Genomic DNA, 24,851 nt, shown 5'->3' with positions numbered 1-24,851 from the left:
GCTCGCGCGGCGGGCGCCTCGCCACGGCCCCCGTTGGCGGCCCACCAGGCGATGGCCGGCCGCGTTGGTGTCAGTCTGCCGGCAGCGAGTTGACCGTGGACGCCCGGCGGTTGACGATCCGCGCCAGATCCGAGCAGCTGTCGCGGTGTTCCTGCGGGGTGGTGCCGTACGCGGCGCGGAAAGCCCGGCTGAAGTGGGCCTTGTCGGAGAAGCCCCACCGCGCCGCGACGGTCTGCACCGGCTGGTTGCGCAGCGCCGGGTCGGCCAGGTCGCGCCGGCACCGGGCCAGCCGCAGTTCCCGGATGTACGACGCCACTGTGGTGTCCTCGGCCTCGAACAACCGGTGCAGGGACCGCACCGAGATGTGGTGGGTGTCGGCGACCACCTGCGGACCGAGGGTCGCGTCGCCGAGGTGGCGGTGGATGTACGACTGCACCTGGGTGAGCAGTGCCCGGCGGCGGACCTCGGTCGGCACGGCGTCCTCGGCGACGAGGTGCCGGCCGAGCATGGTGGTGGCCAGGTCGAGCCCCACCGCGCCGAGCCGGCTGACGTCGGCGGCATGGTACTGCTCGGGGTGCCCGGTCACCTGGATCAGGAACTGCGCCAGCAGCGCCCCGATCCCCTCAGTGCCGGACATCCGGCCGCCGTAGAGCGCCGCCATCCGCTCCGGCGGTAGGGGCAGCGCGGCGTGCGGGATCATCGTGGTGATCGAGGTGGCCTGCTCCCGCTCCGGCTCCGTCGCGTGGTGGCCGAGGTCGTGCGGCAGGGACGCGTTGTAGAAGGTGAACTCGCCGGCCAGGATCTCGCTGCGGCGACCGTCCTGGCTGGAGGTGCCGACGCCGCCGGTGGTGAGGGCGAGGATGTACAGCTCCGGGTCGGACTGACGGACCATTTTCCGGGTCCGGGCGGCGTGCAGGGACGGGTACTCGTACTGCGCCAGCTGGATCGGGCCGAGGTCGATGAAGCTGGCGTGGGCGGCGAAGTCGTCGCTGTGGGCGGACCGGACCTGCATCGGCGTCGAGGTGCGTGCGACGAGTTCCAGCCACATCCCGAATCGATCACCGGGTGGCAGGACGGTCGTGTCGAGGGTTTCTCTCGGCAGCATCCGGGCACCTCAGCCCGCTCGGCGCTGGATCAGGGCCTCGACGCCGTCGAGGATCCGGTCCAGGCCGAAGACGAACTCGTCGTCGGGGTCGTCGTCCTGGTAGAGCACACCGGCGCTGAGCACCCGGTGCAGCGCGGGGAAACGGGCCGGGTCGATGAGTCGGGCCACCAGTCGACCGTACGCCGGCATCATCTCGCTGGGCTCGACGCCGGCCGCCCGGCTGCCCTCGGCGATCTGCGAGGCGAGGGTGGCCTCGTTGCGGACGTACCCGGTGATCAGCAGGAGCACCGACATCTTTTCGCCCTCGCCGAGCGTGGTGCCGTCGAGGCAGCGCAGCCCGTCCTCCAGCCAGCCGAGCTGCTGCGGGGTGACCGGTGGGCCGGTGATCGGGACGTGCAGCAGCCAGGACCGGTGCCGCAGCACCTCGTGCTCGGCCCAGGCCCACCGGGTGAGGCCGGCGCGCCAGTCGTCCTCCGGCGGGGGTGGGCCGGGGGATGGGCCGTACCCGGTGTCCACCATGAGCATGAGCAGCTCGTCCTTCGAGCCGACGTACCGGTAGAGGGCCATTGTCGCCGCGCCCAGCTCCTTGGCCACCCGGCTCATCGAGACGGCCGCCAGGCCGTCGGCGTCGGCGACGCGTACGGCGGCGTCCACGATGGTGGGCACGCTCATTCCCGGCCGGGGGCCCTTGGGTGGCCGCTCCCGTAGCCCCCACGCGCTCTCGATGGCCGGCGGGAGTACGGGCCCGCCGTCGTCTGTCTTCGCCGCCACATTTCCTCCTTGCCCTGCCATCCTAGTTCTGCGTATGGTCTACGCATAACAGCGTACGTCATACGCAGAAGGAGAACTGATCATGGCGATCACCACCACACCGGCACCGCGAGCGGGCCGACGGGAGTGGATCGGGCTCACCGTGCTGATGCTGCCGCTGCTCCTGGTCTCGATGGACGTGTCGGTGCTCTACTTCGCCGTCCCGTTCATCAGCGCGGAGTTGCGCCCCACCGCCACCGAGCAGCTCTGGATCTTCGACATCTACGGCTTCGTGCTGGCCGGGCTGCTCATCACCATGGGCGCTCTGGGGGACCGGATCGGCCGACGCCGCCTCCTGTTGATCGGCGCCGCCGCGTTCGGCGCGGCGTCGCTGCTGGCCGCCTACGCCGACAGCACCGCGACGCTCATCGCCGCGCGTGCCGTGCTCGGCGTCGGTGGGGCCACCCTGATGCCCTCGACGCTCGCGCTGGTGCGCAACATGTTCCACGACGCCAAGCAGCGCGGCACGGCCATCGCCGTCTGGACCGCCACTCTCACCGGCGGCATCGCGATCGGGCCGGTGCTCAGCGGCATCCTGCTGGAGCACTTCTGGTGGGGCTCGATCTTTCTGATCAACATTCCGGCGATGCTGATGTTGCTACTGCTCGTGCCGCTCCTGGTGCCCGAGTTTCGCAACCCGGCGACCGGGCGGTTCGACCTGGTCAGCGCGGCACTGTCGCTCGGGGCGCTGCTGCCGGTGATCTACGGCATCAAGGAGATGGCCCGGGACGGCTTCAGCCCGGCGCGCGTCCTCGCCATCGTCGGCGGTCTGCTGGTGGGGGCGCTCTTCCTGCACCGGCAGCGGACCCAGGCGTACCCGATGGTCGACCTCGCCCTGTTCCGCCGCCGCGGCTTCGCCGGATCGCTCGCTGTCAACCTGCTGGCGATGTTCGCCATCGTCGGCTTCGCCATCTTCACCACCCAGCACCTCCAACTGGTGCTCGGCCTGAGCCCGCTGCGGGCCGCACTGTGGAGCCTCGTGCCGTCCCTCGCCGTGGGCGGAGTCGCGCCGGCCGCCGCCGCCCTCGCCCAGCGCGTTGAACGGGCGTACCTGATCGGTACGGGGTTCGGAATCGCCGTGGTCGGTTTCGTGGTGTTGACCCGGGTCACCCCGGAGACGCCGCTGTGGCTGCTGCTCGTCGGTGCCAGTGTCTACGCCGCCGGCCTGGTGATGGTGATGTCTCTCGTCACCGAGCTGGTCATCGGCGCGGCGCCGCCCGAGCAGGCAGGTGTCGCCTCGGCGCTGACCGAGTCCAGCAGCGAGCTGGGCGGTGCGCTGGGGATGGCGATCCTGGGCAGCGTGGGCGCGGCGGTCTACCGCCGCGAGATCGTCGACGGCCTTCCGGCCGGGCTGCCCGCCGACGCTGGAGCGGCGGCCCAGGAGACCCTGGGCGGTGCGCTCGCGGTCGCCCAGGGGTTGCCGGCGGAGCTGGCCGACGCGGTGCGTCACGCCGCCGGAGTGGCGTTCACCGACGGGCTGCACCTGGCCGCGTACGCCGCCATGGCGGTGATGCTGCTGGGCGCGCTCACCGCGCTCGTCGCGCTGCGTGGCGTCCGGCCGGCCGACCCCGCGGCGCTGGCCGCGGAGCCGACCGGTCCGGCCGACACGTCGTTGTCGTCGGTCAGTCGATGAGCACGTGCGCGAGCCGGTCGCGGAAACGCCGCTCGGAGTCGCTGACCGACTCGCCGCCGATGCCCAGCAGCCCACCGCTGGACGCGGCGCCCACCACCTGCTCGGCGATCTTCACGAGCCAGTGCTTGTACGCGCCGGCCTCACCCTCGTCGACCCGCGCGGCCAGCAACGTGCCGGCCTCGCCGGCCCGCAGCAGCACGTCGTCGATGTACGCCCCCGGGTCGGCGGGCGCGATGACCGGCAGCTCCTCGCCGGCCTCCGGGTCACCGACCCGGGTGACGATCTCGCCGGCCACGGCGACCACCAGCGGGCTGGCGGACTCCCGGCCGGCGGCGATGGTCTCCAGCCCGGCCGCGTTCTCCGCCATGGTCCGGCGGGTGCTGTCGGACTCGGCGGCGCTCGCCGCGGTCAACACCGACTGTGGCAGGCCGACCAGCAGCCCCCACTCCTCGTCGGAGAAACCGAACCCGGTGTACGCCGGCTGCTCGATCACGACAACGCCCCTTCCGCCCTGCTCTTCTTGGTCAATCGGTGCTCTGCTTTGTCGATCCACCGGGGCCGCAACCGGCGCCCGGGTCAGGCTAGTCCAGGGTCAGCAGGCCCTGTTCGGACACCACGCGCACCGACAACGTCTTGTACCCGACCTCCTCGAAGAGGACGGTCATCTTGTCCTCCTCGTACGAGAGCACCATGCCCGGCCCCCACTCCGGGTGACGCACCTGACTGTGCACCGGGAACGGCCCGACCGCACCCTGGTCGGCCACGCTGGTGCCGCTGCTGCAGTTGTCGCAGTGTCCGCAGACGTCGCTCATCTGCTCGCCGAAGTAGGCCAGCAGGGTCTGCCCCCGGCAGGCCCTGGTCTCGGCGAAGGCCCGCATCATGTCGGTCCGGGACCGGGTCACCGTCTGCTGGCGTTCCGCCTCGGCGAGGGCCGCCGCGGCGGCGTCCACCGCGGCGGGGGAGTAGCGCGGGGCGCCGATGCGCTGCCGGGCGCGCGGCTCGGCCGCGCCGACCTGCTCCAGCAGGGACAGGTACTGGCCCAGCTTGCGTGGCCCCAGGCCGGTGGTCTCGCGCAGTTCGGTCTTGGTGGCTGCCTTCTTGCGCAGCAGGGCGGCCAGGTCGCGCAGCTCGTTCTCGTCGGGCAGACCGCCGCTGAAGAACCGTTGCAGGCCCACGTCCTCAGCCCGCCACAGCAGCAGGACCCGGGCCGGTTGCCCGTCGCGCCCGGCCCGGCCGATCTCCTGGAAGTAGCTGTCCGGCGAGTCGGGCAGCGCCATGTGTACCACCCAGGCGATGTTCGGCTTGTCGATGCCCATGCCGAACGCCGAGGTCGCCACCATGATCGGGACCTGGTCGGCGAGGAACGCCTCGTGCAGCTCCGCGCGGGCACCCATCGGCATCCCACCGTGGTAGAACTGCGCCGGGAAGTCGGCGTCGGTCAACCGGGTGGCCAGCTCCTCGGCGGCGCGGCGGGTCGGCACGTAGATGATCCCCGGCCGGCCCTCGTCGCGCAGCAGCGTCATCAGCCGTCGCCAGCGGTAGTCCTCGTCCGGGCAGTGGGCCACCTCGAGGAAGAGGTTGGGCCGGTCCAGCCCGGAGACCACCACGTCCGGATCGCGCAGCCGCAGCCGGGCGATGATGTCGTCGCGTACCGGCGGGGAGGCAGTGGCGGTGAGCGCCACCACCGGCGGCCTTCCGATGCCCTCGATGAGGTGTCCGAGCGCCAGGTAGTCAGGGCGGAAGTCGTGCCCCCAGGCCGAGATGCAGTGCGCCTCGTCGATCGCCACCAGCGCCGGCTTCAGCGCGGCGACCTCGGCCATCCGGTCCGGGTTGCTGAGCTGCTCCGGGGTGATGAAGAGGAACTCCGCCCGGCCCTCGCGGACGTCGGCGAGCGCCTCGGCCTGCTGGCTGGCGGACTCGTTCGAGCTGATCCGCACCGCCCGCAGCTCCGGGCGTTGCCGCTCGTTGAGGGAGGCGATCTGGTCCTGCTGGAGGGCGAGGAGCGGAGAGATCACCACGGTGGGACCGGGGATCAGACTGGCCGGGATCTGGTAGATCGCCGACTTGCCGGCACCGGTGGGCAGCACCACCAGGGCGTCGCGTCGCTTCATGACCGCGCGCATGGCGGCCAACTGGTTGGGCCGCAGCGCGTTCCAGCCGAACAGGCTGCGGGCGGCGCGGCGCAACGTCATCGAATGCGTGGACAGTTTCATCGAGGGCCGGAGGTACCCGAGCCCGGGACAACCGAAACGCATTCGGAAGATCATGGGCTCGGGTGCCAGGGGCTCAGCGCAGGCCGGGCAGGACCTCGCGCTGGTACAGGTCGAACAGACCCTGGTAGTGCGGGCCGGTGTTGGCCACGTAGACCTCGTCGAAGCCGGCCTTGGCGTACTTGTCGATCATCTCCAGGTGCGCGTCGGCGCTGTTGCCGCAGACGAACGCCTTCTTGAGCATCTCCGGCTCGACCAGCTCGGAGGCCTGCTCGAAGTGCCGTGGCGAGGGGAGCACCTGGGACAGCTCACCCGGCACCCCCGCGTTGGGCCAGCGCTCGTACGCGATCCGCAACCCCTCGTCCTCGCTGTCCGCGTACGCCGCCTTGAATCCGGCCTGGCACGGCTTGTCGCCGCCGCCGTTCTCGCGGAAGCGGCGGACCATCTCGCCGTCGGGCATGGTGCTCACGTAGCCGTCGCCGATCCGGGCGGCCAGGTCGATGGCCTTGGGTCCGAAGCCGGAGACGTAGATTGGCGGGGGAGTGTCGGGCAGCGTGTAGATCCGGGCGTGCTCCACCGTGTAGTGCTTTCCGTGGTGGTTGACGAAACCGCCCTTCCACAGCTCGCGCAGCACCTCGACGGCCTCCTCCAGCATCTCCAGCCGGACGTCCGCCTGCGGCCACGCGTCGCCGAAGATGTGCTCGTTGAGGGCCTCGCCGGTGCCGACGCCGAGCACGAACCGCCCACCGTGCAGCACCGCGCTGGTCGCCGCCGCCTGCGCGATCACCGCCGGGTGGATCCGCACTGTCGGGCAGGTCACCGCCGTGGTCACCGGCAGCGAGCAGACCTGGCTGAGCGCGCCGATCATCGACCAGACGAACGGGCTCTGGCCCTGGGCGTCCACCCACGGGTGGTAGTGGTCGGAGATCCACAGAGCCTCGAAGCCGGCCTCTTCGGCACCGCGCGCCTGCGCCAGCAACTCGGCGGGCGTGTACTCCTCACTGGACAGAAAATATCCGATCTTCATGGCTTACCCCTTCGGCACGCGGACCTGCTGATGGGGAGAGCCCTACCCCGGCGGCGCACGGTCACACCGGTTCTCGCCGCTGGCGGGTCAGCGTCGCCCGAACATCGCCCGGATCGCGGCGAGGAGCAGCAGGGCGCCGACCACCAGGCCGAGCAGGCGTACGCCGGGGATGTCGGCCGGGCTCGTCGCGTCGGCCAGCAGGACGGGATCCATCCCCGCACTCTCCCCGGGGAGCGGGCCGCCAGGCAACTGTAAGGTTTATTGACTATTGAATCGCTCAGTGTGACCATGGCAGAACCGCCTGCCGGTGGCGGTGCGCCGAGGGCGCGCGAGAGATGGGGTACGGGGGCCGCATGAGCGAGCGCAACCAGCGGATCGACGGGGGCGCACCGTCGCCGGTGATCGATCTCGATCACTGCGAGGGAGTGGCGTGACCACTTCCAACGGGCACCTCTCGGCGCTCGCCGCCGCCGTCCTGCAACCCGGCTTCGTCGGCACCACCCCACCGCCCTGGGTGTGCCGCTGGCTCGGCGAGGGTCTCGGCTCGGTGGTGCTCTTCGCCCGCAACGTCGTCGACACCGAGCAGGTGACTGCCCTCACCGCGACGCTGCGCGCGGAACGGCCGGACGTCATCGTGGCGATCGACGAGGAGGCCGGCGACGTCACCCGGCTGGAGTCGGTGCACGGCAGCTCCCGGCCCGGCAACTTCGCCCTCGGCGCGGTCGACGACCCGGGGCTGACCGAGGCCGTCGCCCGGGACCTCGGCGCCGAGCTGACCGCGGCGGGGATCACCCTCAACTACGCCCCGGACGCCGACGTCAACTCCAACCCGGCGAACCCGGTGATCGGCGTCCGCTCCTTCGGCGCCGACCCGGTGCTCGTCGCGCGGCACACCGCCGCCTGGGTCCGCGGGCTCCAGGCCGGCGGCGTCGCGGCCTGCGCCAAACACTTCCCCGGCCACGGCGACACCCGGGTCGACTCACACCACGACCTGCCCCGGATCACCGCCGACCGGGGCCGGCTGGACGCCTGCGAACTGGCCCCGTTCCGCGCCGCCGTGGCCGCCGGGGTGCAGGCGATGATGACCGGTCACCTGCTGGTGCCCGCCCTCGACCCGCACCTGCCGGCGACGTTGAGTCAGCGCATCCTGGGTGGGTTGCTCCGCGACGAACTGGGCTTCTCCGGTGTGGTGGTCACCGACGCGATGGAGATGCGCGCGGTCGCTGACCGGTACGGCTTCGCCGGTGCCACGGTCCGCGCCCTCGCCGCCGGGGCCGACGCCATCTGCATCGGCGGTGAACGGGCTGACGAGCAGGCCGCCCGCGAGTTGCGCGACGCCATCGTGGCCGCCGTCGTCTCCGGCGAGCTGCCCGAGGAACGTCTCGCCGAGGCCGCCAAGCGCGTCGGTCAACTCGCCGCCTGGACGGTGGCCGCCCGCAACTCCGGCTCGGCCGGAGCGCGCGCCGCCGCCGACGTCGGGCTGGTCGCCGCCCGCCGGGCCGTCCGGGTCACCACCGCCCCGGGTACGACGGTCGCGCTGCCCCTTACCCGCGCGGCACACGTCGTCGAGTTCGAGCCGCCGCGCAACATCGCCATCGGCGCCGAGACCCCGTGGGGCATCGGCGGACCACTGACCGAGCTGCTGCCCGGCACCAGCACGGTCCGTTACGCCGAACCCGACGTGCCGGCGGACCCGGGCGCCGGGGCAGGCAGCCGCCCCCTGGTCCTGGTCGTCCGTGACCAGCACCGGCACGACTGGATGCGGGCCGCCGTGCACCGCGCGTTGGCCGCCCGGCCGGACGCCGTCGTGGTCGAGTTGGGCGTGCCCGAGCTGGTCACCGGGGCGGTGCACCTGGCCACCCACGGCGCCACCCGGGCCAGTGGACGGGCCGCCGCCGAGGTGCTCACCGGCGCCCGCTGACCGCCCGCGTTACGGGAGGTCGGCGACCAGGTCGGCGTACTCGGGGTGCTTGTCGATGAAAGCGGCCATGAAGGGGCACTGCGGCACCACTGTCGTGCCGCGTGCCCGGAGCTGGTCCAGGGTGCCGCGGATCAGCGCGCCGCCCACCCCCTTGCCCTGAAAGCCCCGGTCCACCTCGGTGTGGGTGAAGACCAGCACCTCACCGCGCGGCAGGTACGCGGTGAAGCCGGCCAGCGCGTCGTCGACAAGGATCTCGAAGCGGTGCTTCGCCGGGTTGTCCTCGACCAGGGTGCTCATCCGGCCATTCTCCCCGCCGGCTCGGCCAGCGCGTCGAGTTCGCCGAGCAAACGGTCCACCTCCTCGGCGGTGTTGTAGTGGTAGATGCTGGCCCGTACCGCGCCGCCGCTGTCGCGCAGACCCATCAGCTGGAAGTACTCGTAGGCGTAGTAGTCGCCGACGGAGAGGCAGAACCCGGCGGCACCCAACGCCTCCTGGGTGGCCGCCGGGGACATCCCGGCCACCCGGAACGAGACCGTCGGGCAGCGCCGCGCCGGAGAGCCGTAGACGGTGATCGCCGGCCGCTGCGCCAGCCCGGCGAGCAGCCGGTCCAGGAGCGCCTCCTCGTGCGCCTGAGCGGCGGCCAGCCCGGCCCGCAGCCGGTCCCGCCGGTCCCCGACCGCGTCCGGGTCCAGCCCCGCCAGGTGATCCACCGCCGCGGCCACGCCGGCCAGCAGCGGGAAGCTCGGCGTGCCGTACTCGAACCGGTCCGGCACCGCGTCGGAGGACGGCACCAGCTTCGCCGGGCGCAACGCCTCCCACCGGGCCGGGTCCGCCACCATCGCCGCCAGGTGCGGGCCGGACCACTTGTACGCGCTGGTGACCAGCACGTCGGCGCCGAGCGAGGCCAGGTCGGTCGGCCCGTGCGGCACCGAGTGCACCCCGTCGACGTGGACCAGCGCGCCGACCGCGTGCGCGGTCTTGGCGATCGCCGACACGTCCGGCATGGTGCCGATGGCGTTGCTGCCGGCGGTCACCGCGACCAACCGGGTCCGCTCACCCACCAGGTCCGCGTACTGGGCCGCGGGCAGCTCACCGGTGTGCCGGTCGACCTCGGCCCAGCGCACCGTCGCGCCGGCCGCCTCGGCGGCCTGCACCCACGGCCGCACGTTCGCGTCGTGGTCGAGCCGGGACACCACCACCTCGTCGCCCGGGCGCCAGGTCGCGCCGAGCGTGCGGGCCAGGGTGTACGTCAGCGCGGTCGCGCTCGGGCCGAGCACCACCCCGGCCGGGTCGGCGCCGAGCAGATCGGCCACCGCCGAGCGGGCCTCGGCCACCAGCTCCAACGACCGGCGGCCCGCGACGTTGGCGGCGCTGCGATTGCCGACCGCCGACCGCATGGCATCGGTGACCGCGTCGATCACGCCGGCCGCGGTCTGGGTGCCACCGGCACCGTCGAAGTGGACGAAGCCCTCGGTCAGGGCGGGGTACGCGGCCCGGGTGCGGGCGATGTCGAACGGCATGTCCCGGACCCTAGCCGGTGCTCCCCGCACCTTCCCCGGCCGCCAGGTGATCACCGTTCGGCGTTGATCTCGCGGTTGTCTCGTACTCTTGGCGAGGTGACGAACAGACCCGCCACCTTGCCCATTCCCCCCGTCCGCCGCGCCGCCGGTCTCTTCGCCGGTCTGGCGCTCGGCCTCGCCGTGCTCGCCGGGTGCAGCTCCCAGGGCGCTTCCACCGACTGCGCGCTGGACGCCTGCACCGTCACCTTCGAGCGGGGTGTCGACGCGAGGACAACCATCCTCGGCGTCGAGGCCAAGTTGGTCGGCGCCGAGGGTGACCAGGTGACCGTCGAGGTCGCCGGTGAGCAGCTCACCCTCACCACCGGCCAGCAGGCCGCAGAGGCCGGCGGCTTCGCGGTCACCCTGGACAGCGTGACCGACCAGCAGGTCAAGATTCGCGTATCGCGCAACCCGGGCAGCTGACCTGAGCGGGTGGCGGTGGCCGACGTTTGGGAATCTTCAGATTCGGAGATTGTGACGACATGTCACTCACCCGTAGCGCCGAAGCCACCGCCTCCCGTACGGCGGACAGCCGGTGGCTGGAACTCCTCGCCCGGGCCGGCTTCATCGGCTACGGCGTCGTCCACCTCCTCTTCGCCTGGTTGGCGTTGCAGATCGCGTTCGGTACGTCGTCCGACGACGGCGACCAGTCCGGCGCGCTGCGTACCCTCTCCGCACAGCCCCTCGGCAAGTTCCTGGTCATCGCCGTCGCGGTCGGCCTGCTCGCGATGGCGATCTGGCAGGCGCTGGAGGCGGCGGTCGGGCACCGCGCCGAGCGCGGCAAGGAGCGGGTCATGGAACGGGTCGCCTCGGCGGGCCGGACCATCGTCTACCTCTACTTCGCCTGGACCGCCTTCAAGGTCTTCAAGGACGCGGGGTCCAACAGCGCCGACCAGCAGGAGGCGTTGACCGGCAAGGTGATGACCTCCAGCGGTGGCCGCTGGCTGGTCGGCCTCGCCGGGTTGGTCGTCGCCGCGATCGGCATCGGCCTGGCGATCTACGGTGCCCGGAAGAAGTTCGAGAAGCACCTGAAGACCGGCGAGATGAGCCCGAAGACCCGCCAGCTCGCCCGCCGGCTGGGCATGGCCGGATACATCGCCAAGGGCGTCGCCTACGGCATCGCCGGTCTGCTGGTCATCGTGGCGGCGGTGAACTACGACCCGGAGAAGGCCCGTGGTCTGGACGCCGCGCTGCACACCCTGCAAGAGCAGTCGTACGGCACGTTCCTGCTGACCCTGGTCGCCCTCGGCATCGCCGCCTTCGGCGTCTACTGCTTCCTCCAGTCCCGGTACCGCAAGGTCTGAGCTGGTCGATTCTGAGGATGACGGGCACTCTTGGGCTTTTGCCCGGAGTGCCCGTCGTTTGATCGAAGGGAAGCACCGAAGCCGTGCAGAACTATCTCGAAACGGCCGTCGCCGCGCTCGTCGCGGCGGCGGTCGCCCTGTTCCTGGTCGAGGTCGTCCACCGGTTGACCCGGCGGTTCGGCCGCCGGTCACTGCTGTTGACCGAGTTGACCGACCACGCCCACCGCCCGTTCCAGGTCGCCGCGACGGTCCTGGCCGTGCAGTTCGCCGTCCGCTTCAGCACCGGGTACGCGGTCGGCGAGGGCTGGCGGCGGCTCCTGCTGCACCTGCTCATCCTCGGCGTCATCGCCGCACTGGCCTGGCTGGTCGCCTGCCTGCTGGTCGTCGTGGAGGACACCGCGCTGGCCCGGTTCCGGGTCGACGTACCGGACAACCGGCACGCCCGACGGGTACGGACCCAGGTGGTCATGCTGCGCCGACTGACCATCGCGGTGATCGTCATCCTGGCCGTCGGCGTGATGCTGATGACGTTCCCCAGCGTGCGGGGCATCGGCGCCGGTGTGCTGACCTCGGCCGGTGTGGTCGGTGTGGTGGCCGCGCTCGCCGCACAGAGCCTGCTCGGCAACGTCTTCGCCGGCGTCCAGCTCGCCTTCAGCGATGCCGTCCGGCTCGACGACGTCGTCGTTGTCGAGGGGGAGTGGGGCCGCATCGAGGAGCTGACCCTCAGCTACGTCGTCGTGCAGATCTGGGACGACCGTCGGTTGATCCTGCCCACCTCGTACTTCACCAGCAAGCCGTTCCAGAACTGGACCCGGACGGAGGCGGCGGTGCTCGGCACCGCCGAGTTCGACGTCGACTGGGCGGTGCCCGTGCAGACCATGCGCGAGGAGCTGCGCCGCCTCGTCGAGGGCACCGAACTGTGGGACGGACGGGTCTGCGTCCTGCAGGTCACCGACGCCACCGGCGGGACGGTCCGGTTGCGCGCGCTGGTCAGCGCCGCCGACGCCGGCAGCCTGTGGGACCTGCGCTGTCTCGTCCGGGAGCACCTGGTCGCCTGGATCCGCGACAACCGCCCGACGGCGATGCCGCGGCTCCGCACCGAGCTGGGCGACGCCAACAGCAACCTGTCCTGGCAGTGGGTGCAGCCGAGGCGGCCGGCCCGCCGCCTGTCCGACACCGAGGCGCCCGACGACGCCCGTGTCTTCGGTGGCAGCGACGACGGGGACGCCCGAAGCGAAGCCTTCGTAGGCCCCGAAGAAACCCGCCCCTGACACCCCGCCCCTGACACCCCGCCCTGACACCCCGCCCTCGCACCCCGCCCCGCCTAGCGCCCTGCCCCACCTCGCGCCCCGCCCCTGCCCGGCCCCGCCCCTGCCCTGCCCTGCCCCGCAAGATCGTACAACCAGGATCGAGCGCGATCTTGCGCGACAGACCTCGACGATCATGGCGTTGACGGGTGGGTATGCCTGGTTTGTCCCCGACAACCTCATGATCACCGCTGCGAGAGGGGCGGGAGGGGCGGGGTGGGGTGGGAGCGGGAGTGGGTGGTTGGTTTCGGAGGTTTGGTTGGGCTTGGGTGGGGGATGTGCTGCCTGACGTCTCTGGCGTGATCGTGGCGACTGGCGGCGGATCAGCGGCGCGGCGTGCGGACAAGCGTGACGGTGAGCTGGCTGGCGCGCTTTAGGATTGACGAGCGACGACTTCGGGCATACAGCGCGGTGATGAGGAAAGGAGGACAGCATGGCTGACGTGGCGAAAGCCCGCACATCCCAGAATGGGAGCGAGCCCTCCACCGCCGAGTTGGTGCAGCGGGCCACCGAGCAGATCTCCCGCCTCGTACGGGACGAACTGACGCTGGCCCGAGCGGAGTTGACCCAGAAGGGTAAGCACGCGGGCATCGGGATCGGCCTGTTCGGCGGCGGTGGCGCGCTCGCCTTCTTCGGTCTGGGTGCGCTCATCGCCACGGCGATCCTGTTGCTCGACCTGGTGTTGCCCGCCTGGGCGGCGGCGCTGATCGTGGCGGTGGCGTGTTTCCTGGTGGCCGGCATCCTGGCCTTGGTGGGCAAGAAGCAGGTCAGCCGTGCTGTCCCGCCGGTGCCTGCGGCCACGGTCCGTAGCCTCCGGGCAGACATGGACACCGTCACTGCCGCGGTGAAGGACAGGGGGCGGCAATGACGGGTAACGGGACCGGCGACACGGAGGCACTCCGCGAGGAGATCCGTCGCACCCGGGTCGAGTTGGGCGAGACGATGGAGGCGTTGGCCGCCAAGGCCGACGTCAAGGCGCGTCTCAAGGAGTCCGCCGAGCAGGCCAAGGAGCGGATGCGGGAGCAGGCGGCGCAGACCGTCGCCCGGGTCCGCGGGCAGGCCGCGCGTGGCGCCGGAATGGCGCGGGCGCAGGCATACGAAAAGGGCGAGTTGGTACGCGCACAGGCGTACGACAAGAGCGAGTTGGTGCGCCGCAACCCGGTGCCGTGGGCGGCCATCGCGGCCGGCGCGGTGGCCACCGTGGTGGTGCTGATGATCGTGCGGGGGAGGCGTCGGTGAGCAAGAAAATCGGCAGGGTCGCGTACCGGCCGGTCGGCGTGTTGTTGGGTATCGCCGCGGGCACGGTGGCCGGGGCGATCTTCCGGCAGGTCTGGAAGGTCACCGCGGGCGACGGTGAGGCGCCCAACGCGACCGACGAGGATCGCGGCTGGGGCGAGATCCTGGCCGCCGCGGCGTTGCAGGGCGCCATTTTCGCTGTCGTCCGGGCCGCCGTGGACCGGGGTGGCGCGGTCGGCGTACGCCGGATGACCGGCAGTTGGCCGGACTGACCAGCAGCGACTTCAGCCCCCTTCCCGCATCGATGGGAAGGGGGCTTTCGCATGGCATCGCACGCCGCCCAGCGCGCCTGAGGCATCCGTCAGGTCACATGTCGGAGAAATTCGTCGGAGAGGTCGTGACAGACTTTTTACCTCCGTGATTTGCTGGTCCCCGCTGTTGCGAGATGGCGTGGGTTGAGAGAAGTCTCCTTCGTGGGGCCGCCTCAGGCACCGCTGCTCAAAAACGGCCAATCGGCCGGACGGCGTGCACGGCCGCCAGTTTTTCGAGGGAGATACACATGGCTCAGGGAACCGTGAAGTGGTTCAACGCTGACAAGGGCTTCGGCTTCATCACCGTCGATGGTGGGGGTGCTGACGTGTTCGTCCACTTCTCGGCCATCCAGACCAGCGGCTACCGCTCGCTGGAGGAGAACCAGCGGGTGGAGTTCGAGATTGCTCAGGGTCAGAAGGGCCCGCAGGCTGAGCAGGTCCGTCCCATCTGAGTAGGACGGCCGGCCCCCGCCGGCCAGTGGGACGACCCGGCTCACGGGTCACGGTAAAGCCCCGCATCCCGGTTGGGATGCGGGGCTTTCGCCTGCTCAGGCTCGCCGCTGCGGCGAGCGGTCAGCGTCGACGCGAGCGCAGGCCGAGCCAGAGCACGACCAGCCCAGCCAGCGTCACGATCGGGCCGATCACCGCCCAGATCTTCTCGTCGGTCATCACGCTGCCGCTGACGTAGCCGAGGCCCTGGACCGTCCACACCGCACCGATCACCACGGCCAGCAGGCCGAGGGTGAGCGGAAGCCAACCTCTCATCGCGTCCCCTCTCCGCCGCCCGGGGCGGCGCGCCGCCGTCCAGCATCGCCGGCCGGATGGCGTGACGCGAGCACCCCGGGCGCGCGGGTCACCACCGGTCGTGCACCTGCGGGCGGATCAGCTCGTCGTAGGTGTCGCGGACGGCTGCCAACTGCTCGTCGGTGAGCGGGGACAGGTCCGCCGCGGCGGCGTTGCGTCGGGCCTGGTCGGCGTCGCGGGCGCCGGGGATGACCACTGTGACGCCCGCCTGGTCCAGCACCCAGCGCAGGGCGAACTGCGCCATCGTGCGGTCCGCGTCGACGAGCGGGGCCAGCCGGCGTACGGCGGCCAGACCTCGATCGAAGTCGACCCCGGAGAACGTCTCGCCGACGTCGAAGGCGGCGCCGTGCCGGTTGTAGTTGCGGTGGTCGTCGGCGGGGAACTCGGTGTGCTCGTCGTAGCGGCCGGAGAGCAGGCCACTGGCGAGCGGTACGCGGGCGATGATGCCGACGCCGGCTGCCGCCGCGGCCGGCAGCACCTGCTCCAGGGGCTTGTGGCGGACCGCGTTGAGGATGATCTGAACGCTCGCCACCCCCGGTCGGGCGATCGCGGTGAGGGCCTGGTCGCAGGTCTCGACGCTGACTCCGTACCCGGCGATGGCCTTCTCGGCGACGAGGGTGTCCAGACCGTCGAAGACCTCGTCGGAGGCGAAGACCTCGGTGGGCGGGCAGTGCAACTGGACCAGGTCCAGGGTGTCCATGCCCAGGTTGGCCCGGGAGCGGTCGGTCCACTGCCGGAAGTTGGCCAGGGTGTACGCCTCCGGCCGCTGCTCGACCCGGCGGCCCATCTTGGTGGCGACGGTCAGCCCGGCGTCGGGTCGGGTGCGCAGGAAGCGGCCGATCAGCTGCTCGCTGCGGCCGTCGCCGTACACGTCGGCGGTGTCGAGGAAGGTGACCCCGGCGTCGACGGCGGCGGCGAGCACCGCCATCGCGTCGTCCTCGCTGACGGTGCCCCAGTCGGCGCCGAGTTGCCACGCGCCCAGGCCGACCGCGCCAACGGTCCGGCCGAGCCGGTTGAAGCTGCGCTGTTCCATGCCCCGAGCCTAGTGATCGGGTTGCCACCCTGCCACGCGAGCCGTACCGTCAGCAGTACGGACGTACGGTTTGGGGGGCGACCATGTGGGATCCGACGACCTACCTGCGCTTCGGCGACGAGCGATCCCGGCCGTTTCACGACCTTCTCGCCCGGATTCCGGCCGAGCGCCCCCGGGCGGTGGTCGACCTCGGCTGTGGCCCCGGCCAGCTCACCGCCATCCTCGCGGAACGCTGGCCGACCAGCCGGGTGCGCGGCCGCGACTCCTCAGCCGAGATGATCGAGCGGGCCGAGACCCTCGCCGCGCCTGTCGACTTCGCGGTCGCCGATCTGCGCGACTGGCGTCCGACCGGCGACGACGACGTGGTGGTCAGCAACGCGGCCCTGCAGTGGGTTCCGGGCCACCAGGAGCTGCTGCGCCGCTGGGCCATCGATCTGCCCGCCGGCGCCTGGCTCGCCATGCAGGTCCCCGGCAACTTCGCCGCCGACTCGCACCGCGCCCTGCGCGAGGTCGCCGACCGGCCGACCTGGCGCGCCGAGGTCGCCCCGCTGCTGCGCGCGGACCCGGTCGACGACCCGGCCGACTACGCGGCGTTGCTGACCGCCGTCGGCTGCGCGGTGGACGCCTGGGAGACTACCTACGTGCACCTGCTGCCGGCTCGACCCGCCGCCGAGCACCCGGTGCTGACCTGGATGGAGGGCACCGCGCTGCGCCCGGTCCGGGCCGCACTGGACGCAGCCGGCTGGTCCGCCTTCCGGGCCGAGCTGGGAGTACGGCTCAGCGCGGCGTACCCGGTGCGGCAGGGTCAGGTGTACTTCCCGTTCCGCCGCGTCTTCGTCGTCGCCCGCACCGGCGACCATGCTCAGGAGAATCCGTGACCGACCTGTCCACCTTCATCGCCGGCCTACCCAAGGTGGAGCTGCACGTGCACCACGTCGGCTCCGCCCTGCCCCGGACCGTCGCCGAGTTGGCGGCGCGCCACGAGGGGCGCACCCCCGTGCCGGCCGACCCGGACGCGCTCGCCAGCTACTTCGAGTTCCGCGACTTCGCGCACTTCGTCGAGGTCTACCTGAGCGTCGTGGATCTCATCCGCGACCCGGAGGACGTCTGGATCCTCACCCACGAGGTGGCCCGGGAACTGGCCCGCCAACAGGTCCGGTACGCGGAGCTGACCATCACCCCGTACTCGCACGTCCGACGGGGCATTCCCGCGCCGGCGTTCTGCGAGGCCATCGAGGACGCCCGCAGGCGCGCCCTGACCGACTTCGGCATCGAGCTGCGCTGGTGCTTCGACATCCCCGGGGAGGCCGGCCTGCCGGCAGCCGAGGAGACGCTGCGCATCGCGCTGGACGAGCGCCCGGACGGGCTGGTCAGTTTCGGTCTGGGCGGCCCGGAGATCGGCGTACCCCGACCGCAGTTCCGGCCCTACTTCGACCAGGCCCGCGCCGCCGGGCTGCGCTCGGTGCCGCACGCCGGGGAGACCACCGGGCCGCAGACCGTCTGGGACGCGCTGAACGAGTTGGGTGCCGAGCGGATCGGGCACGGCATCTCCGCCGCGCAGGACCCGCAGCTGCTCGCGTACCTGGCCGAGCGGCAGATCGGGATGGAGGTCTGCCCGACGTCCAACGTGCGGACCCGGGCGGTCGCCACCCTCGACGAGCACCCGCTGCGTCAGCTCGTCGACGCCGGGCTGCTGGTCAGCATCAACTCCGACGACCCGCCGATGTTCGGCACCACCCTCAACGACGAGTACGCGGTGGCCGCCCGCCTGCTCGGTGTCGGCGCCGACGGATTGGCCGGGCTTGCCCGCAACGCGGTGACCGCGTCCTTCCTGGACGCCGCCGGCCAGCAGCGGATCCTCGCCGAGATCGACGCGTACCTCGCCACCGCGGGCTGAGCTGGACTGCCGCTCGGATGCCGGTCGGGCCGGCTGGTTGAGCAGGGCGCGCGGCGGGAGCGTGGGTGTGGGGGGACCTGTGACTCCCGCCGCGCGCGCGGCTCCACCGGCCGTGGGTGCGTGGTGCGCTCGGCCGGTGGAACTGGTGGGTTCGTGCCCTGAATCCTGTCAGCCCACGGCCGATCCAACGCGGTCGTTAACCGCGATCTAAGGAAGACTTGCGCCGGCGCACAGCCCCGGGCCCGGCGGGGTCAGTCGTCGGTGGGGCGCTGGCGGGGCCAGCGACGTGCGGTGGCCTTCGTGTCGCGGGCGTCGCGGGCCATCCGACCGACCAGACCGAAGCGGCTGACCTGCCGGGGCGTCGCCTCCGGGTCGGCGAGCAGCATCACCACACTGGCCCCGCCCAGCCGGGCGCGGTCGATGCTCACCGAGCCGTTGGCCTGCAACGCGACCCGCTTGGCGATGTCCAGCCCGAGCCCGGTCGAGCCCTGGTCACTGGCGCCGCGGCGCAGCGCGCGGTCCGGGTTGGCGATGCCAGGGCCGGCGTCGTCGATCCGGATCGCCACGTAACCGTCACGCCGGGACACCGCCACCTCGAACGCGGTGCCCTGCGGGGTGTAGCGGAAGACGTTGCCGATGACCGCGTCCAGCGCGGCGGCCAGTTCGGCCCGCGGCACCGGCGCCGGGATCCGCAGCTGGGCACCGTTGACCCGGTGCGGCCGGTTCTGGTCGCCGGCCAACGCCGCCCAGAACACCATCCGGTCCCGGACCACCTCGCTGACGTCGCACATCGCCGGCCCGGCCTCCAGCGCCACCGTCTTGCGGGTGGTCTTGATCAGGACGTCGATCTCACCCTCCAGGGTGACGATCGCCTGCCGGATCCGCCGGATCCCCCGCAGCCGGTCCAACTCCGCCGGGCTGAACGAACCCACGCTGGTGTCGTCGGACTCCAACGCCTCCGCGTCCAACCGCAGCACCGTCAACGGGGTACGCAGACGATGCGACAGGTCGGCCACCAACTCCCGCTCGTCGGTGCGGGCGGCGTCCAGGCGGTCCGCCATCCGGTTGAAGGCGTACCCGGCCTCGGCCAGCTCGCGCGGACCGGTCGGCTCGACGCGTACGCCGAGGTCGCCGTCGCCGATGGAGAGCGCGGCCTTGACCAGACCGCGGGTGGAGTCCACCGCGCGGGCAGCGACCCGGTCGACCACCAGCACCGCCGCGCCGGCCATCGCCGCGCCGACAGCGAACAGCAGCAACCAGGTGCCGCCGGCGCCCTCGCCCAGCGTCGACTCCGGAAGGAACACCTCGACCACTGCCGTCCGGTCGCCGAGCACCACCGGGTCGAGCCGGGCCACACCCCCGTCGACGTCGACGACGAGCGACTGGCGTTCGGAGCGGGCCCGGTCCAGGTCGCTGCCGCTGGCCCGACCAGCGGATTCGTCCAACCCCAACCCGTGCACCACGGGCCGGGTGGGTGCGCCCTCGGCGCTGGCCACCATGGCACGCTCGACGACCGCCGGGTCGGTGCTGACCGCCAGCGCGCCGGTCACCAGCGCGCTGCGCCGGGCCGCGTCGGCGATCGCCTCGTCCCGGCTCTGCTCGCGCAGGCTGAGCCCGAGCGGGATCAGGAACGCGAGCGCGACGAGACTGCACATGCCGGCCGTGAGCAGGGCCAGCGCCGTCCTCAGTCCGGTGCCACCAGCCGGAATCCGACCCCCCGCACGGTGCGCAGGTAGCGCGGCTTCGCCGCGGACTCGCCCATCTTTCTGCGGAGCCAGTACAGGTGAACGTCGATTGTCTGATCCTCGCCGACCGATGGCTGCCGCCATACCTCCTCCAAGAGTTCCCGGCGGGACACTACCCGCCCAGGTCGTGCGGCGAGATACGCCAACAGGTCGAATTCCTTGCGGGTCAGCGCCAGCGGCTCCCCGTCGAGCTGGGCGCTGCGCTCGCCCACGTCCACCCGCAGCCCGCCGACGCTGTGCACGGCGGGCTGCACGGACCGACTGGCCCGGCCGGCCCGGCGCAGCACTGTGGTGATCCGGGCATCCAGGTGTGCGCCGGTGAACGGCTTGACCATGTAGTCGTCGGCGCCGGCCCGCAGCAGCTTGACCACCGACTGCTCGTCGTCGCGGGCGGTGGCGATGATGATCGGAACGTCGGTGATGCCGCGCAACATCCGCAGCGCGTCCGAGCCGTCCAGGTCGGGTAGGCCGAGGTCGAGCACCACCAGGTCGGGTGTCTCCGCGGCCACCCGACGCAGGGCGTCCAACGCCGTACCCACGGCGTGCACGGCATGCCCCCGGTCGGTGAGGGACCGCAACATCGCGCCGCGTACGACGTGATCGTCTTCGACCAGGAGCACGGAGGCCACGACAAGACCGTACTTGGCCTGGCAAGTTGATCGCGTTGCGGCGTGCCTGGCAACCGGGCAAGCTGGTACGACGATGTCGTTCACCCTGTTCGCCGATGCCCGCCTGGCGCTCGCCCGGGACAGCCTCGCCGGTCTCTCCACCGGTGACGCGCTCGGCGCGCAGTACTTCCTGCCGGTGCCGGCGCCAGTGGATCTCACCGCCGACGCGCTGCCGCCGCCGCCCTGGGAATGGACCGACGACACCGAGATGGCCTGCTCGGTCTTCGCCCAGTTGGCCGACTCCGCCGGCATCGACCGGGACCGGCTTGCCCTCTCCTTCGCGCAGCGATGCACCGCGCGACGAGGCTACGGCGCGGGCGCGATGCTCATCCTGGGGCTGATCCGCGCCGGCACCCCGTGGCCGCTGGCCGCCGCCTCAGCTTTCGACGGGCAGGGCTCCTGCGGCAACGGCGCGGCGATGCGGGTCGGCCCGCTGGGCGCGTACTTCGCCGACTCGACAGCGCGCGCCGCGGCACAGGCGCGCGCGTCCGCCGAGGTGACGCACGCGCACCCGGAGGGGATCGCCGGGGCGGTCGCCGTCGCCGTCGCCGCCGCGCTGGCCGCCCGGGCCCGCCTCGACGGACACCGGCCCGCCCCGGAGCGGCTGCTCGCCGGGATCGCCGCCGCGCTCGACCCGGGCACCGAGGTGCATCGGGGCGTACACCGGGCGGCCGGGCTGCTCGGCCGGCCGTTGCCCCGGGTGGTGGCGGAGCTCGGCAACGGCTCCCGGGTGACCGCCCAGGACACCGTCGGGTTCACCCTCTGGGTGGCCGCCACCCACCTCGACGACTATCCGGCGGCCATCGAGACGTGCGTACGGGCCGGTGGTGACGTGGACACCACGGCGGCCATCGCCGGAGCGGTGGTAGCGGCGCACACCGGCGTCGGCACCCCCGGCGGGGTGCCCGCGCAGTGGCTGGCCGCCCGCGAACCGTTACCTACCTGGCTGCCCTGAGCACCCGGGGCTGCCCTGGCCGGCCGGGGGTTGCCCCTGTGCGGGCTGCCCTGCGCTGGCGCCGCCCTGGGCCTGGGCGGCCCGCGATCAACTCGGCTTCCTGCAAATCGGGCCGTCCGGGCGGCGGGGATGCCGCGGTTTCCTGGAAGCCGAGTCGATCACCGCGATGCCGCGGAGACAGCGGGCTGTGGGTCGGTCTTTGCGGTCCTGTCCGCGCGGCCGGTTATCTCGGCCAGGGTCGCGGCCGCATCGGGCGTCGCGGCCTCTCCCGGGTCGCCGGTCACCTCGGCGAGCGCGGTGGCCTCTCCCGGGTCGCGTCGGCGCCACCGGCTGAGCAACCAGCCGATCGCCGCGCCGCCGCCCAGGCCGGCGAGCAGGCCGGCGGCCAGCAACCCGTCGGCACTGCCCTCGTCGGCACCGCCCGATCGGGCCGGCGGTGCCGCGTCTGCCCCGTTGTCCGGAGCATCAGGCACACCGGCAGCATCGGGCACGCCGGCCGCCGGGCCGCCGTGGCCGCCGCCGTGCGCGGCCGGACCCGCCGCGCCGGGCGCCGCCGGCAGCAGGGCCAGCGCCGGGGCCCGGTGCGGACCGGTGGCGTCCGCCCACCGGACCACAGTGCCATCGGCGTACGTCTGGACGACCTCGAAGGTGAGCCGCTCGGCCTGCGGCATCGGCCCCATGGAGAGCGCCAACCGAGCCGGCCCCGGGTCGCTCGCACCCACCCGGACCCAGGTCACCGCGGTCGTCACAGTGCTCACCCCGGAGGAGTGGATGCCGGGCAGCGGCTTGTCCAGGGTGCGGGAGCTGAGCCGGGGCGCCCAGCCGTCCACCGACATGGGGTAGACCTCGGCGATCGGCGCGTCGGCCGGCAGCCGTACCTCGATCTGCTTGGTCTTCGTGCCGGACCGCTCCTCCGGAACGCTGAACTCCAGCCGTACCGCCTCGCCCTGCCGGGCCTCGGTCGGGGTGGTCGTCACGTCTGCCGCGTACGCCGTGCCAGGCCAGAGCAGCAGCCCAGCGGCGGTCACCGCGGTCGCCGCCACGATCCGCCGCCGACGGCCACCGCCGTACGTGCTCGCCATGTCGTGCCCCCATCCGTGTCGGCGTGGCCGGTTCCGGTTTCCGGCCACACCTTCTAGTTCGGCTGCGAGGCGCGAAAGGTTCAACGTCGGCGGTAAGGAGGTGCCCTTCCCGGTCGGGGGCGGGGCGACCGATAGCATCGGCAGGAGCCGAGGATCGGCACCATTTCGTACCACTTGGAGGAGTCACCGTGTCCGCACCCCGTACCCCCGCCGTGGCCGACCCCGTCGTCGTCGCCGCCGGGACCACGGCGGCCGACGCGGTGGCCGCGGCCGGACTGCCCGCGAACGGTCCCAAGGCGATCGTCGTGGTCCGCGACCCGCAGGGCCAGCTGCGCGACCTGGACTGGGCGCCGGCCGAGGAGACCGTCGTCGAGCCGGTCACCCTGGAGTCGCCCGACGGGCTCAACGTGCTGCGCCACTCCACCGCGCACGTCCTCGCCCAGGCCGTGCAGGACATCTTCCCCGAGGCCAAGCTGGGCATTGGCCCGCCCATCGAGAACGGCTTCTACTACGACTTCGACGTCGACAAGCCGTTCCAGCCCGATGACCTCAGCAAGCTCGAGAAGCGCATGCAGGAGATCATCAAGTCCGGGCAGCGGTTCCGTCGCCGCCGCTTCGGCAGCCTGGACGAGGCGCGCTCCGAGCTGGCCGACGAGCCGTTCAAGCTGGAGTTGATCGAGGTCAAGGGCGAGGGCCTGGACACCGACGAGGTGATGGAGGTGGGCGGCGGCGAGCTGACCATCTACGACAACCTCGACGCCAAGGAGGACAAGGTCTGCTGGTCGGACCTGTGCCGGGGCCCGCACCTGCCGACCACCCGACTGATCGGCGCGTTCAAGCTGATGCGCTCCGCCGCCGCGTACTGGCGGGGGTCGGAGAAGAACCCCCAACTACAGCGGGTGTACGGCACCGCGTGGCCGACCCGCGACGAGCTCAAGGCGTACCTGAAGCTGTTGGAGGAGGCCGCCCGGCGCGACCACCGTAAGCTCGGCGCGGACCTCGACCTCTTCAGCTTCCCCGACGAGATCGGCTCCGGCCTGGCGGTCTTCCATCCCAAGGGCGGCATCATCCGTCGCGAGATGGAGCACTACTCGCGGCGGCGGCACGAGGAGGCGGGGTACGAGTTCGTCAACACCCCGCACATCACCAAGGCGCAGCTGTTCCAGACCTCCGGTCACCTGCCGTACTACGCGGACACCATGTTCCCGCCCATGCAGCTGGAGGGCGCGGACTACTACCTCAAGGCGATGAACTGCCCGATGCACAACCTGATCTTCAGGTCGCGCGGGCGGTCGTACCGGGAGCTGCCGCTGCGGATGTTCGAGTTCGGCACCGTCTACCGGTACGAGAAGTCCGGTGTCGTGCACGGCCTCACCCGGGTCCGCGGCCTGACCCAGGACGACTCGCACATCTACTGCACCCGTGAGCAGATGGCCGGCGAGCTGTCCACGCTCCTCAGCTTCGTGCTCGACCTGCTGCGCGACTACGGCCTGGACGACTTCTACCTGGAGCTGTCGACCCGGGACGACTCGCCCAAGTTCATCGGGGCCGACGAGGACTGGGCCGAGGCCACCGAGGCGCTGCGGACCGCCGCCGCGACCTCCGGCCTGGACCTGGTTCCCGACCCGGGCGGCGCGGCGTTCTACGGGCCGAAGATCTCCGTGCAGGCCCGTGACGCCATCGGCCGGACCTGGCAGATGTCCACCATCCAGGTCGACTTCAACCAGCCGGAGCGGTTCGCGTTGGAGTACCAGGCCGCCGACGGTAGCCGGCAGCGGCCCGTGATGATCCACCGTGCGCTGTTCGGGTCGATCGAGCGGTTCTTCGGGGTGCTCACCGAGCACTACGCTGGCGCTTTCCCGGCCTGGCTCGCGCCGGTGCAGGTGGTGGGCATTCCGATCCGCGAGGACCACACCGACTACCTGCACGGCTTTGTCGCGGCGCTGCGCGCCGAGGGCATCCGGGCCCAGGTGGACGCCGGTGACGACCGGATGCAGAAGAAGATCCGGACGGCGCAGCAGCAAAAGATCCCGTTCATGGTGATCGCCGGTGACGACGACGTGGCCGCCGGCACTGTCTCCTTCCGCTACCGCGACGGCTCCCAGCGCAACGGGGTGCCGGTCGCCGAGGCGGTGACCCACGTGCTGGACGTGGTCGGCTCACGGACCAACATCGGCCCGTCCGCCGCGGCGGAGTAACGGGACCACCGCACGGCGCGGTCCGTTCGCACGGCGCGGTCCGTCC

26 protein-coding genes are annotated in these 24,851 nt (G+C 72.0%); 13 read left to right on the top strand and 13 right to left on the bottom strand.

All coding sequences use genetic code 11. From position 1 onward, the window contains the following. Positions 1 to 70 precede the first annotated feature (70 nt). The gene (locus AB0B48_RS18075) at positions 71 to 1,105 is read right to left on the bottom strand and encodes a helix-turn-helix domain-containing protein (protein WP_357202644.1); all 1,035 of its coding nucleotides are present in this window, start codon (positions 1,103 to 1,105) and stop codon (positions 71 to 73) included. 9 nt (positions 1,106 to 1,114) lie between these two features. Further along, complete coding sequence (locus tag AB0B48_RS18070) at positions 1,115 to 1,876, bottom strand: TetR/AcrR family transcriptional regulator (protein ID WP_357202641.1); 762 nt, start codon at positions 1,874 to 1,876, stop codon at positions 1,115 to 1,117. 82 nt (positions 1,877 to 1,958) lie between these two features. Here AB0B48_RS18070 and AB0B48_RS18065 point away from each other — a divergent pair, with 82 nt between their 5' ends. After that, complete coding sequence (locus AB0B48_RS18065) at positions 1,959 to 3,548, top strand: MFS transporter (RefSeq protein ID WP_357202638.1); 1,590 nt, start codon at positions 1,959 to 1,961, stop codon at positions 3,546 to 3,548. On the opposite strand, the gene AB0B48_RS18060 is transcribed toward AB0B48_RS18065, so the two are convergent. The 4 genes from AB0B48_RS18060 to AB0B48_RS18045 all read right to left on the bottom strand — a co-directional run bounded on the left by AB0B48_RS18060 (position 3,538) and on the right by AB0B48_RS18045 (position 6,998). Continuing rightward, on the bottom strand, positions 3,538 to 4,041 hold the full coding sequence (locus AB0B48_RS18060) for a hypothetical protein (protein WP_357202635.1): 504 nt from the start codon (positions 4,039 to 4,041) through the stop codon (positions 3,538 to 3,540). The two genes, AB0B48_RS18065 and AB0B48_RS18060, sit on opposite strands and share 11 nt — an antisense overlap. An 88-nt stretch (positions 4,042 to 4,129) precedes the next feature. Further along, positions 4,130 to 5,761, bottom strand: coding sequence for a RecQ family ATP-dependent DNA helicase (locus tag AB0B48_RS18055; RefSeq protein WP_357202632.1), 1,632 nt, complete (start codon positions 5,759 to 5,761; stop codon positions 4,130 to 4,132). 73 nt (positions 5,762 to 5,834) lie between these two features. Next, positions 5,835 to 6,785, bottom strand: coding sequence for a TIGR03557 family F420-dependent LLM class oxidoreductase (locus AB0B48_RS18050; RefSeq protein ID WP_357202629.1), 951 nt, complete (start codon positions 6,783 to 6,785; stop codon positions 5,835 to 5,837). Positions 6,786 to 6,872: 87 nt separating this feature from the next. After that, complete coding sequence (locus tag AB0B48_RS18045) at positions 6,873 to 6,998, bottom strand: hypothetical protein (protein ID WP_255750123.1); 126 nt, start codon at positions 6,996 to 6,998, stop codon at positions 6,873 to 6,875. A 217-nt stretch (positions 6,999 to 7,215) separates the two neighbouring features. Between AB0B48_RS18045 and AB0B48_RS18040 the strand changes: the two genes are divergently transcribed. Then, positions 7,216 to 8,706: a glycoside hydrolase family 3 protein gene (locus AB0B48_RS18040; protein ID WP_357202625.1), complete on the top strand. Its 1,491-nt coding sequence runs from the start codon at positions 7,216 to 7,218 to the stop codon at positions 8,704 to 8,706. A gap of 9 nt (positions 8,707 to 8,715) precedes the next feature. Here AB0B48_RS18040 and AB0B48_RS18035 read toward each other — a convergent pair whose 3' ends face one another. After that, positions 8,716 to 9,003, bottom strand: coding sequence for a GNAT family N-acetyltransferase (locus tag AB0B48_RS18035; RefSeq protein WP_357202622.1), 288 nt, complete (start codon positions 9,001 to 9,003; stop codon positions 8,716 to 8,718). Further along, positions 9,000 to 10,226, bottom strand: a complete 1,227-nt coding sequence (locus AB0B48_RS18030; RefSeq protein ID WP_357202619.1) for a cysteine desulfurase-like protein — start codon at positions 10,224 to 10,226, stop codon at positions 9,000 to 9,002. The genes AB0B48_RS18035 and AB0B48_RS18030 overlap by 4 nt, the downstream gene beginning before the upstream one ends. 96 nt (positions 10,227 to 10,322) lie before the next feature. Between AB0B48_RS18030 and AB0B48_RS18025 the strand changes: the two genes are divergently transcribed. The 7 genes from AB0B48_RS18025 to AB0B48_RS17995 all read left to right on the top strand — a co-directional run bounded on the left by AB0B48_RS18025 (position 10,323) and on the right by AB0B48_RS17995 (position 14,875). Then, complete coding sequence (locus AB0B48_RS18025) at positions 10,323 to 10,688, top strand: hypothetical protein (protein WP_357202615.1); 366 nt, start codon at positions 10,323 to 10,325, stop codon at positions 10,686 to 10,688. A 59-nt stretch (positions 10,689 to 10,747) separates the two neighbouring features. Then, positions 10,748 to 11,569 carry a DUF1206 domain-containing protein gene (locus AB0B48_RS18020; RefSeq protein ID WP_357202612.1) on the top strand — a complete coding sequence of 274 codons (822 nt, stop codon included), beginning with the start codon at positions 10,748 to 10,750 and terminating at the stop codon, positions 11,567 to 11,569. Positions 11,570 to 11,652: 83 nt separating this feature from the next. Then, positions 11,653 to 12,840, top strand: a complete 1,188-nt coding sequence (locus AB0B48_RS18015; RefSeq protein ID WP_357202609.1) for a mechanosensitive ion channel domain-containing protein — start codon at positions 11,653 to 11,655, stop codon at positions 12,838 to 12,840. A gap of 469 nt (positions 12,841 to 13,309) precedes the next feature. Then, complete coding sequence (locus AB0B48_RS18010) at positions 13,310 to 13,744, top strand: phage holin family protein (RefSeq protein ID WP_357202606.1); 435 nt, start codon at positions 13,310 to 13,312, stop codon at positions 13,742 to 13,744. Continuing rightward, positions 13,741 to 14,115, top strand: coding sequence for a DUF3618 domain-containing protein (locus AB0B48_RS18005; RefSeq protein WP_355007247.1), 375 nt, complete (start codon positions 13,741 to 13,743; stop codon positions 14,113 to 14,115). Before AB0B48_RS18010 ends, AB0B48_RS18005 begins: the two co-directional genes overlap by 4 nt. Then, positions 14,112 to 14,384, top strand: coding sequence for a DUF4235 domain-containing protein (locus AB0B48_RS18000; protein WP_357202603.1), 273 nt, complete (start codon positions 14,112 to 14,114; stop codon positions 14,382 to 14,384). Before AB0B48_RS18005 ends, AB0B48_RS18000 begins: the two co-directional genes overlap by 4 nt. 287 nt (positions 14,385 to 14,671) lie before the next feature. Continuing rightward, positions 14,672 to 14,875 carry a cold-shock protein gene (locus tag AB0B48_RS17995; RefSeq protein WP_030338233.1) on the top strand — a complete coding sequence of 68 codons (204 nt, stop codon included), beginning with the start codon at positions 14,672 to 14,674 and terminating at the stop codon, positions 14,873 to 14,875. Between the two features lie 121 nt (positions 14,876 to 14,996). Here the strand turns inward: AB0B48_RS17995 and AB0B48_RS17990 are convergent, their stop codons facing one another. Both AB0B48_RS17990 and AB0B48_RS17985 read right to left on the bottom strand, forming a co-directional pair. Next, positions 14,997 to 15,188 (bottom strand): hypothetical protein, encoded by a 192-nt coding sequence (locus AB0B48_RS17990; protein WP_357202600.1) that lies wholly within the window; start codon positions 15,186 to 15,188, stop codon positions 14,997 to 14,999. Between the two features lie 88 nt (positions 15,189 to 15,276). Then, positions 15,277 to 16,260, bottom strand: coding sequence for an aldo/keto reductase (locus AB0B48_RS17985; protein ID WP_357202597.1), 984 nt, complete (start codon positions 16,258 to 16,260; stop codon positions 15,277 to 15,279). An 83-nt stretch (positions 16,261 to 16,343) separates the two neighbouring features. On the opposite strand from AB0B48_RS17985, the gene AB0B48_RS17980 reads away from it, so the two are divergent. Together AB0B48_RS17980 and AB0B48_RS17975 are read left to right on the top strand one after the other, a co-directional pair. Next, a complete protein-coding gene (locus tag AB0B48_RS17980; protein WP_357202594.1) occupies positions 16,344 to 17,138 on the top strand; it encodes a trans-aconitate 2-methyltransferase in 795 nt (264 codons plus the stop codon). Beyond that, entirely contained in the window at positions 17,135 to 18,157 is a 1,023-nt protein-coding gene (locus AB0B48_RS17975; RefSeq protein ID WP_357202591.1) for an adenosine deaminase, read from the top strand. The genes AB0B48_RS17980 and AB0B48_RS17975 overlap by 4 nt, the downstream gene beginning before the upstream one ends. Before the next feature lie 251 nt (positions 18,158 to 18,408). Here AB0B48_RS17975 and AB0B48_RS17970 read toward each other — a convergent pair whose 3' ends face one another. Together AB0B48_RS17970 and AB0B48_RS17965 are read right to left on the bottom strand one after the other, a co-directional pair. Then, positions 18,409 to 19,812 (bottom strand): HAMP domain-containing sensor histidine kinase, encoded by a 1,404-nt coding sequence (locus AB0B48_RS17970; protein WP_355007253.1) that lies wholly within the window; start codon positions 19,810 to 19,812, stop codon positions 18,409 to 18,411. 29 nt (positions 19,813 to 19,841) lie between these two features. Continuing rightward, positions 19,842 to 20,531, bottom strand: a complete 690-nt coding sequence (locus tag AB0B48_RS17965; protein WP_091401712.1) for a response regulator transcription factor — start codon at positions 20,529 to 20,531, stop codon at positions 19,842 to 19,844. A gap of 73 nt (positions 20,532 to 20,604) precedes the next feature. On the opposite strand from AB0B48_RS17965, the gene AB0B48_RS17960 reads away from it, so the two are divergent. Continuing rightward, positions 20,605 to 21,525, top strand: coding sequence for an ADP-ribosylglycohydrolase family protein (locus tag AB0B48_RS17960; protein ID WP_357202588.1), 921 nt, complete (start codon positions 20,605 to 20,607; stop codon positions 21,523 to 21,525). Between the two features lie 158 nt (positions 21,526 to 21,683). On the opposite strand, the gene AB0B48_RS17955 is transcribed toward AB0B48_RS17960, so the two are convergent. Then, positions 21,684 to 22,607 (bottom strand): DUF1775 domain-containing protein, encoded by a 924-nt coding sequence (locus AB0B48_RS17955; RefSeq protein ID WP_357202585.1) that lies wholly within the window; start codon positions 22,605 to 22,607, stop codon positions 21,684 to 21,686. Between the two features lie 188 nt (positions 22,608 to 22,795). Here AB0B48_RS17955 and thrS point away from each other — a divergent pair, with 188 nt between their 5' ends. Then, positions 22,796 to 24,805, top strand: a complete 2,010-nt coding sequence (thrS, locus tag AB0B48_RS17950) for a threonine--tRNA ligase (RefSeq protein ID WP_357202582.1) — start codon at positions 22,796 to 22,798, stop codon at positions 24,803 to 24,805. Positions 24,806 to 24,851 lie beyond the last annotated feature (46 nt).

Source organism: Micromonospora sp. NPDC049089 (assembly GCF_040648775.1).
In the GTDB taxonomy this organism is placed as follows: Bacteria; Actinomycetota; Actinomycetes; order Mycobacteriales; family Micromonosporaceae; genus Micromonospora.
Note: the sequence above shows the minus strand (reverse complement) of the source record. Positions and strands in the feature narration are given on the sequence as shown.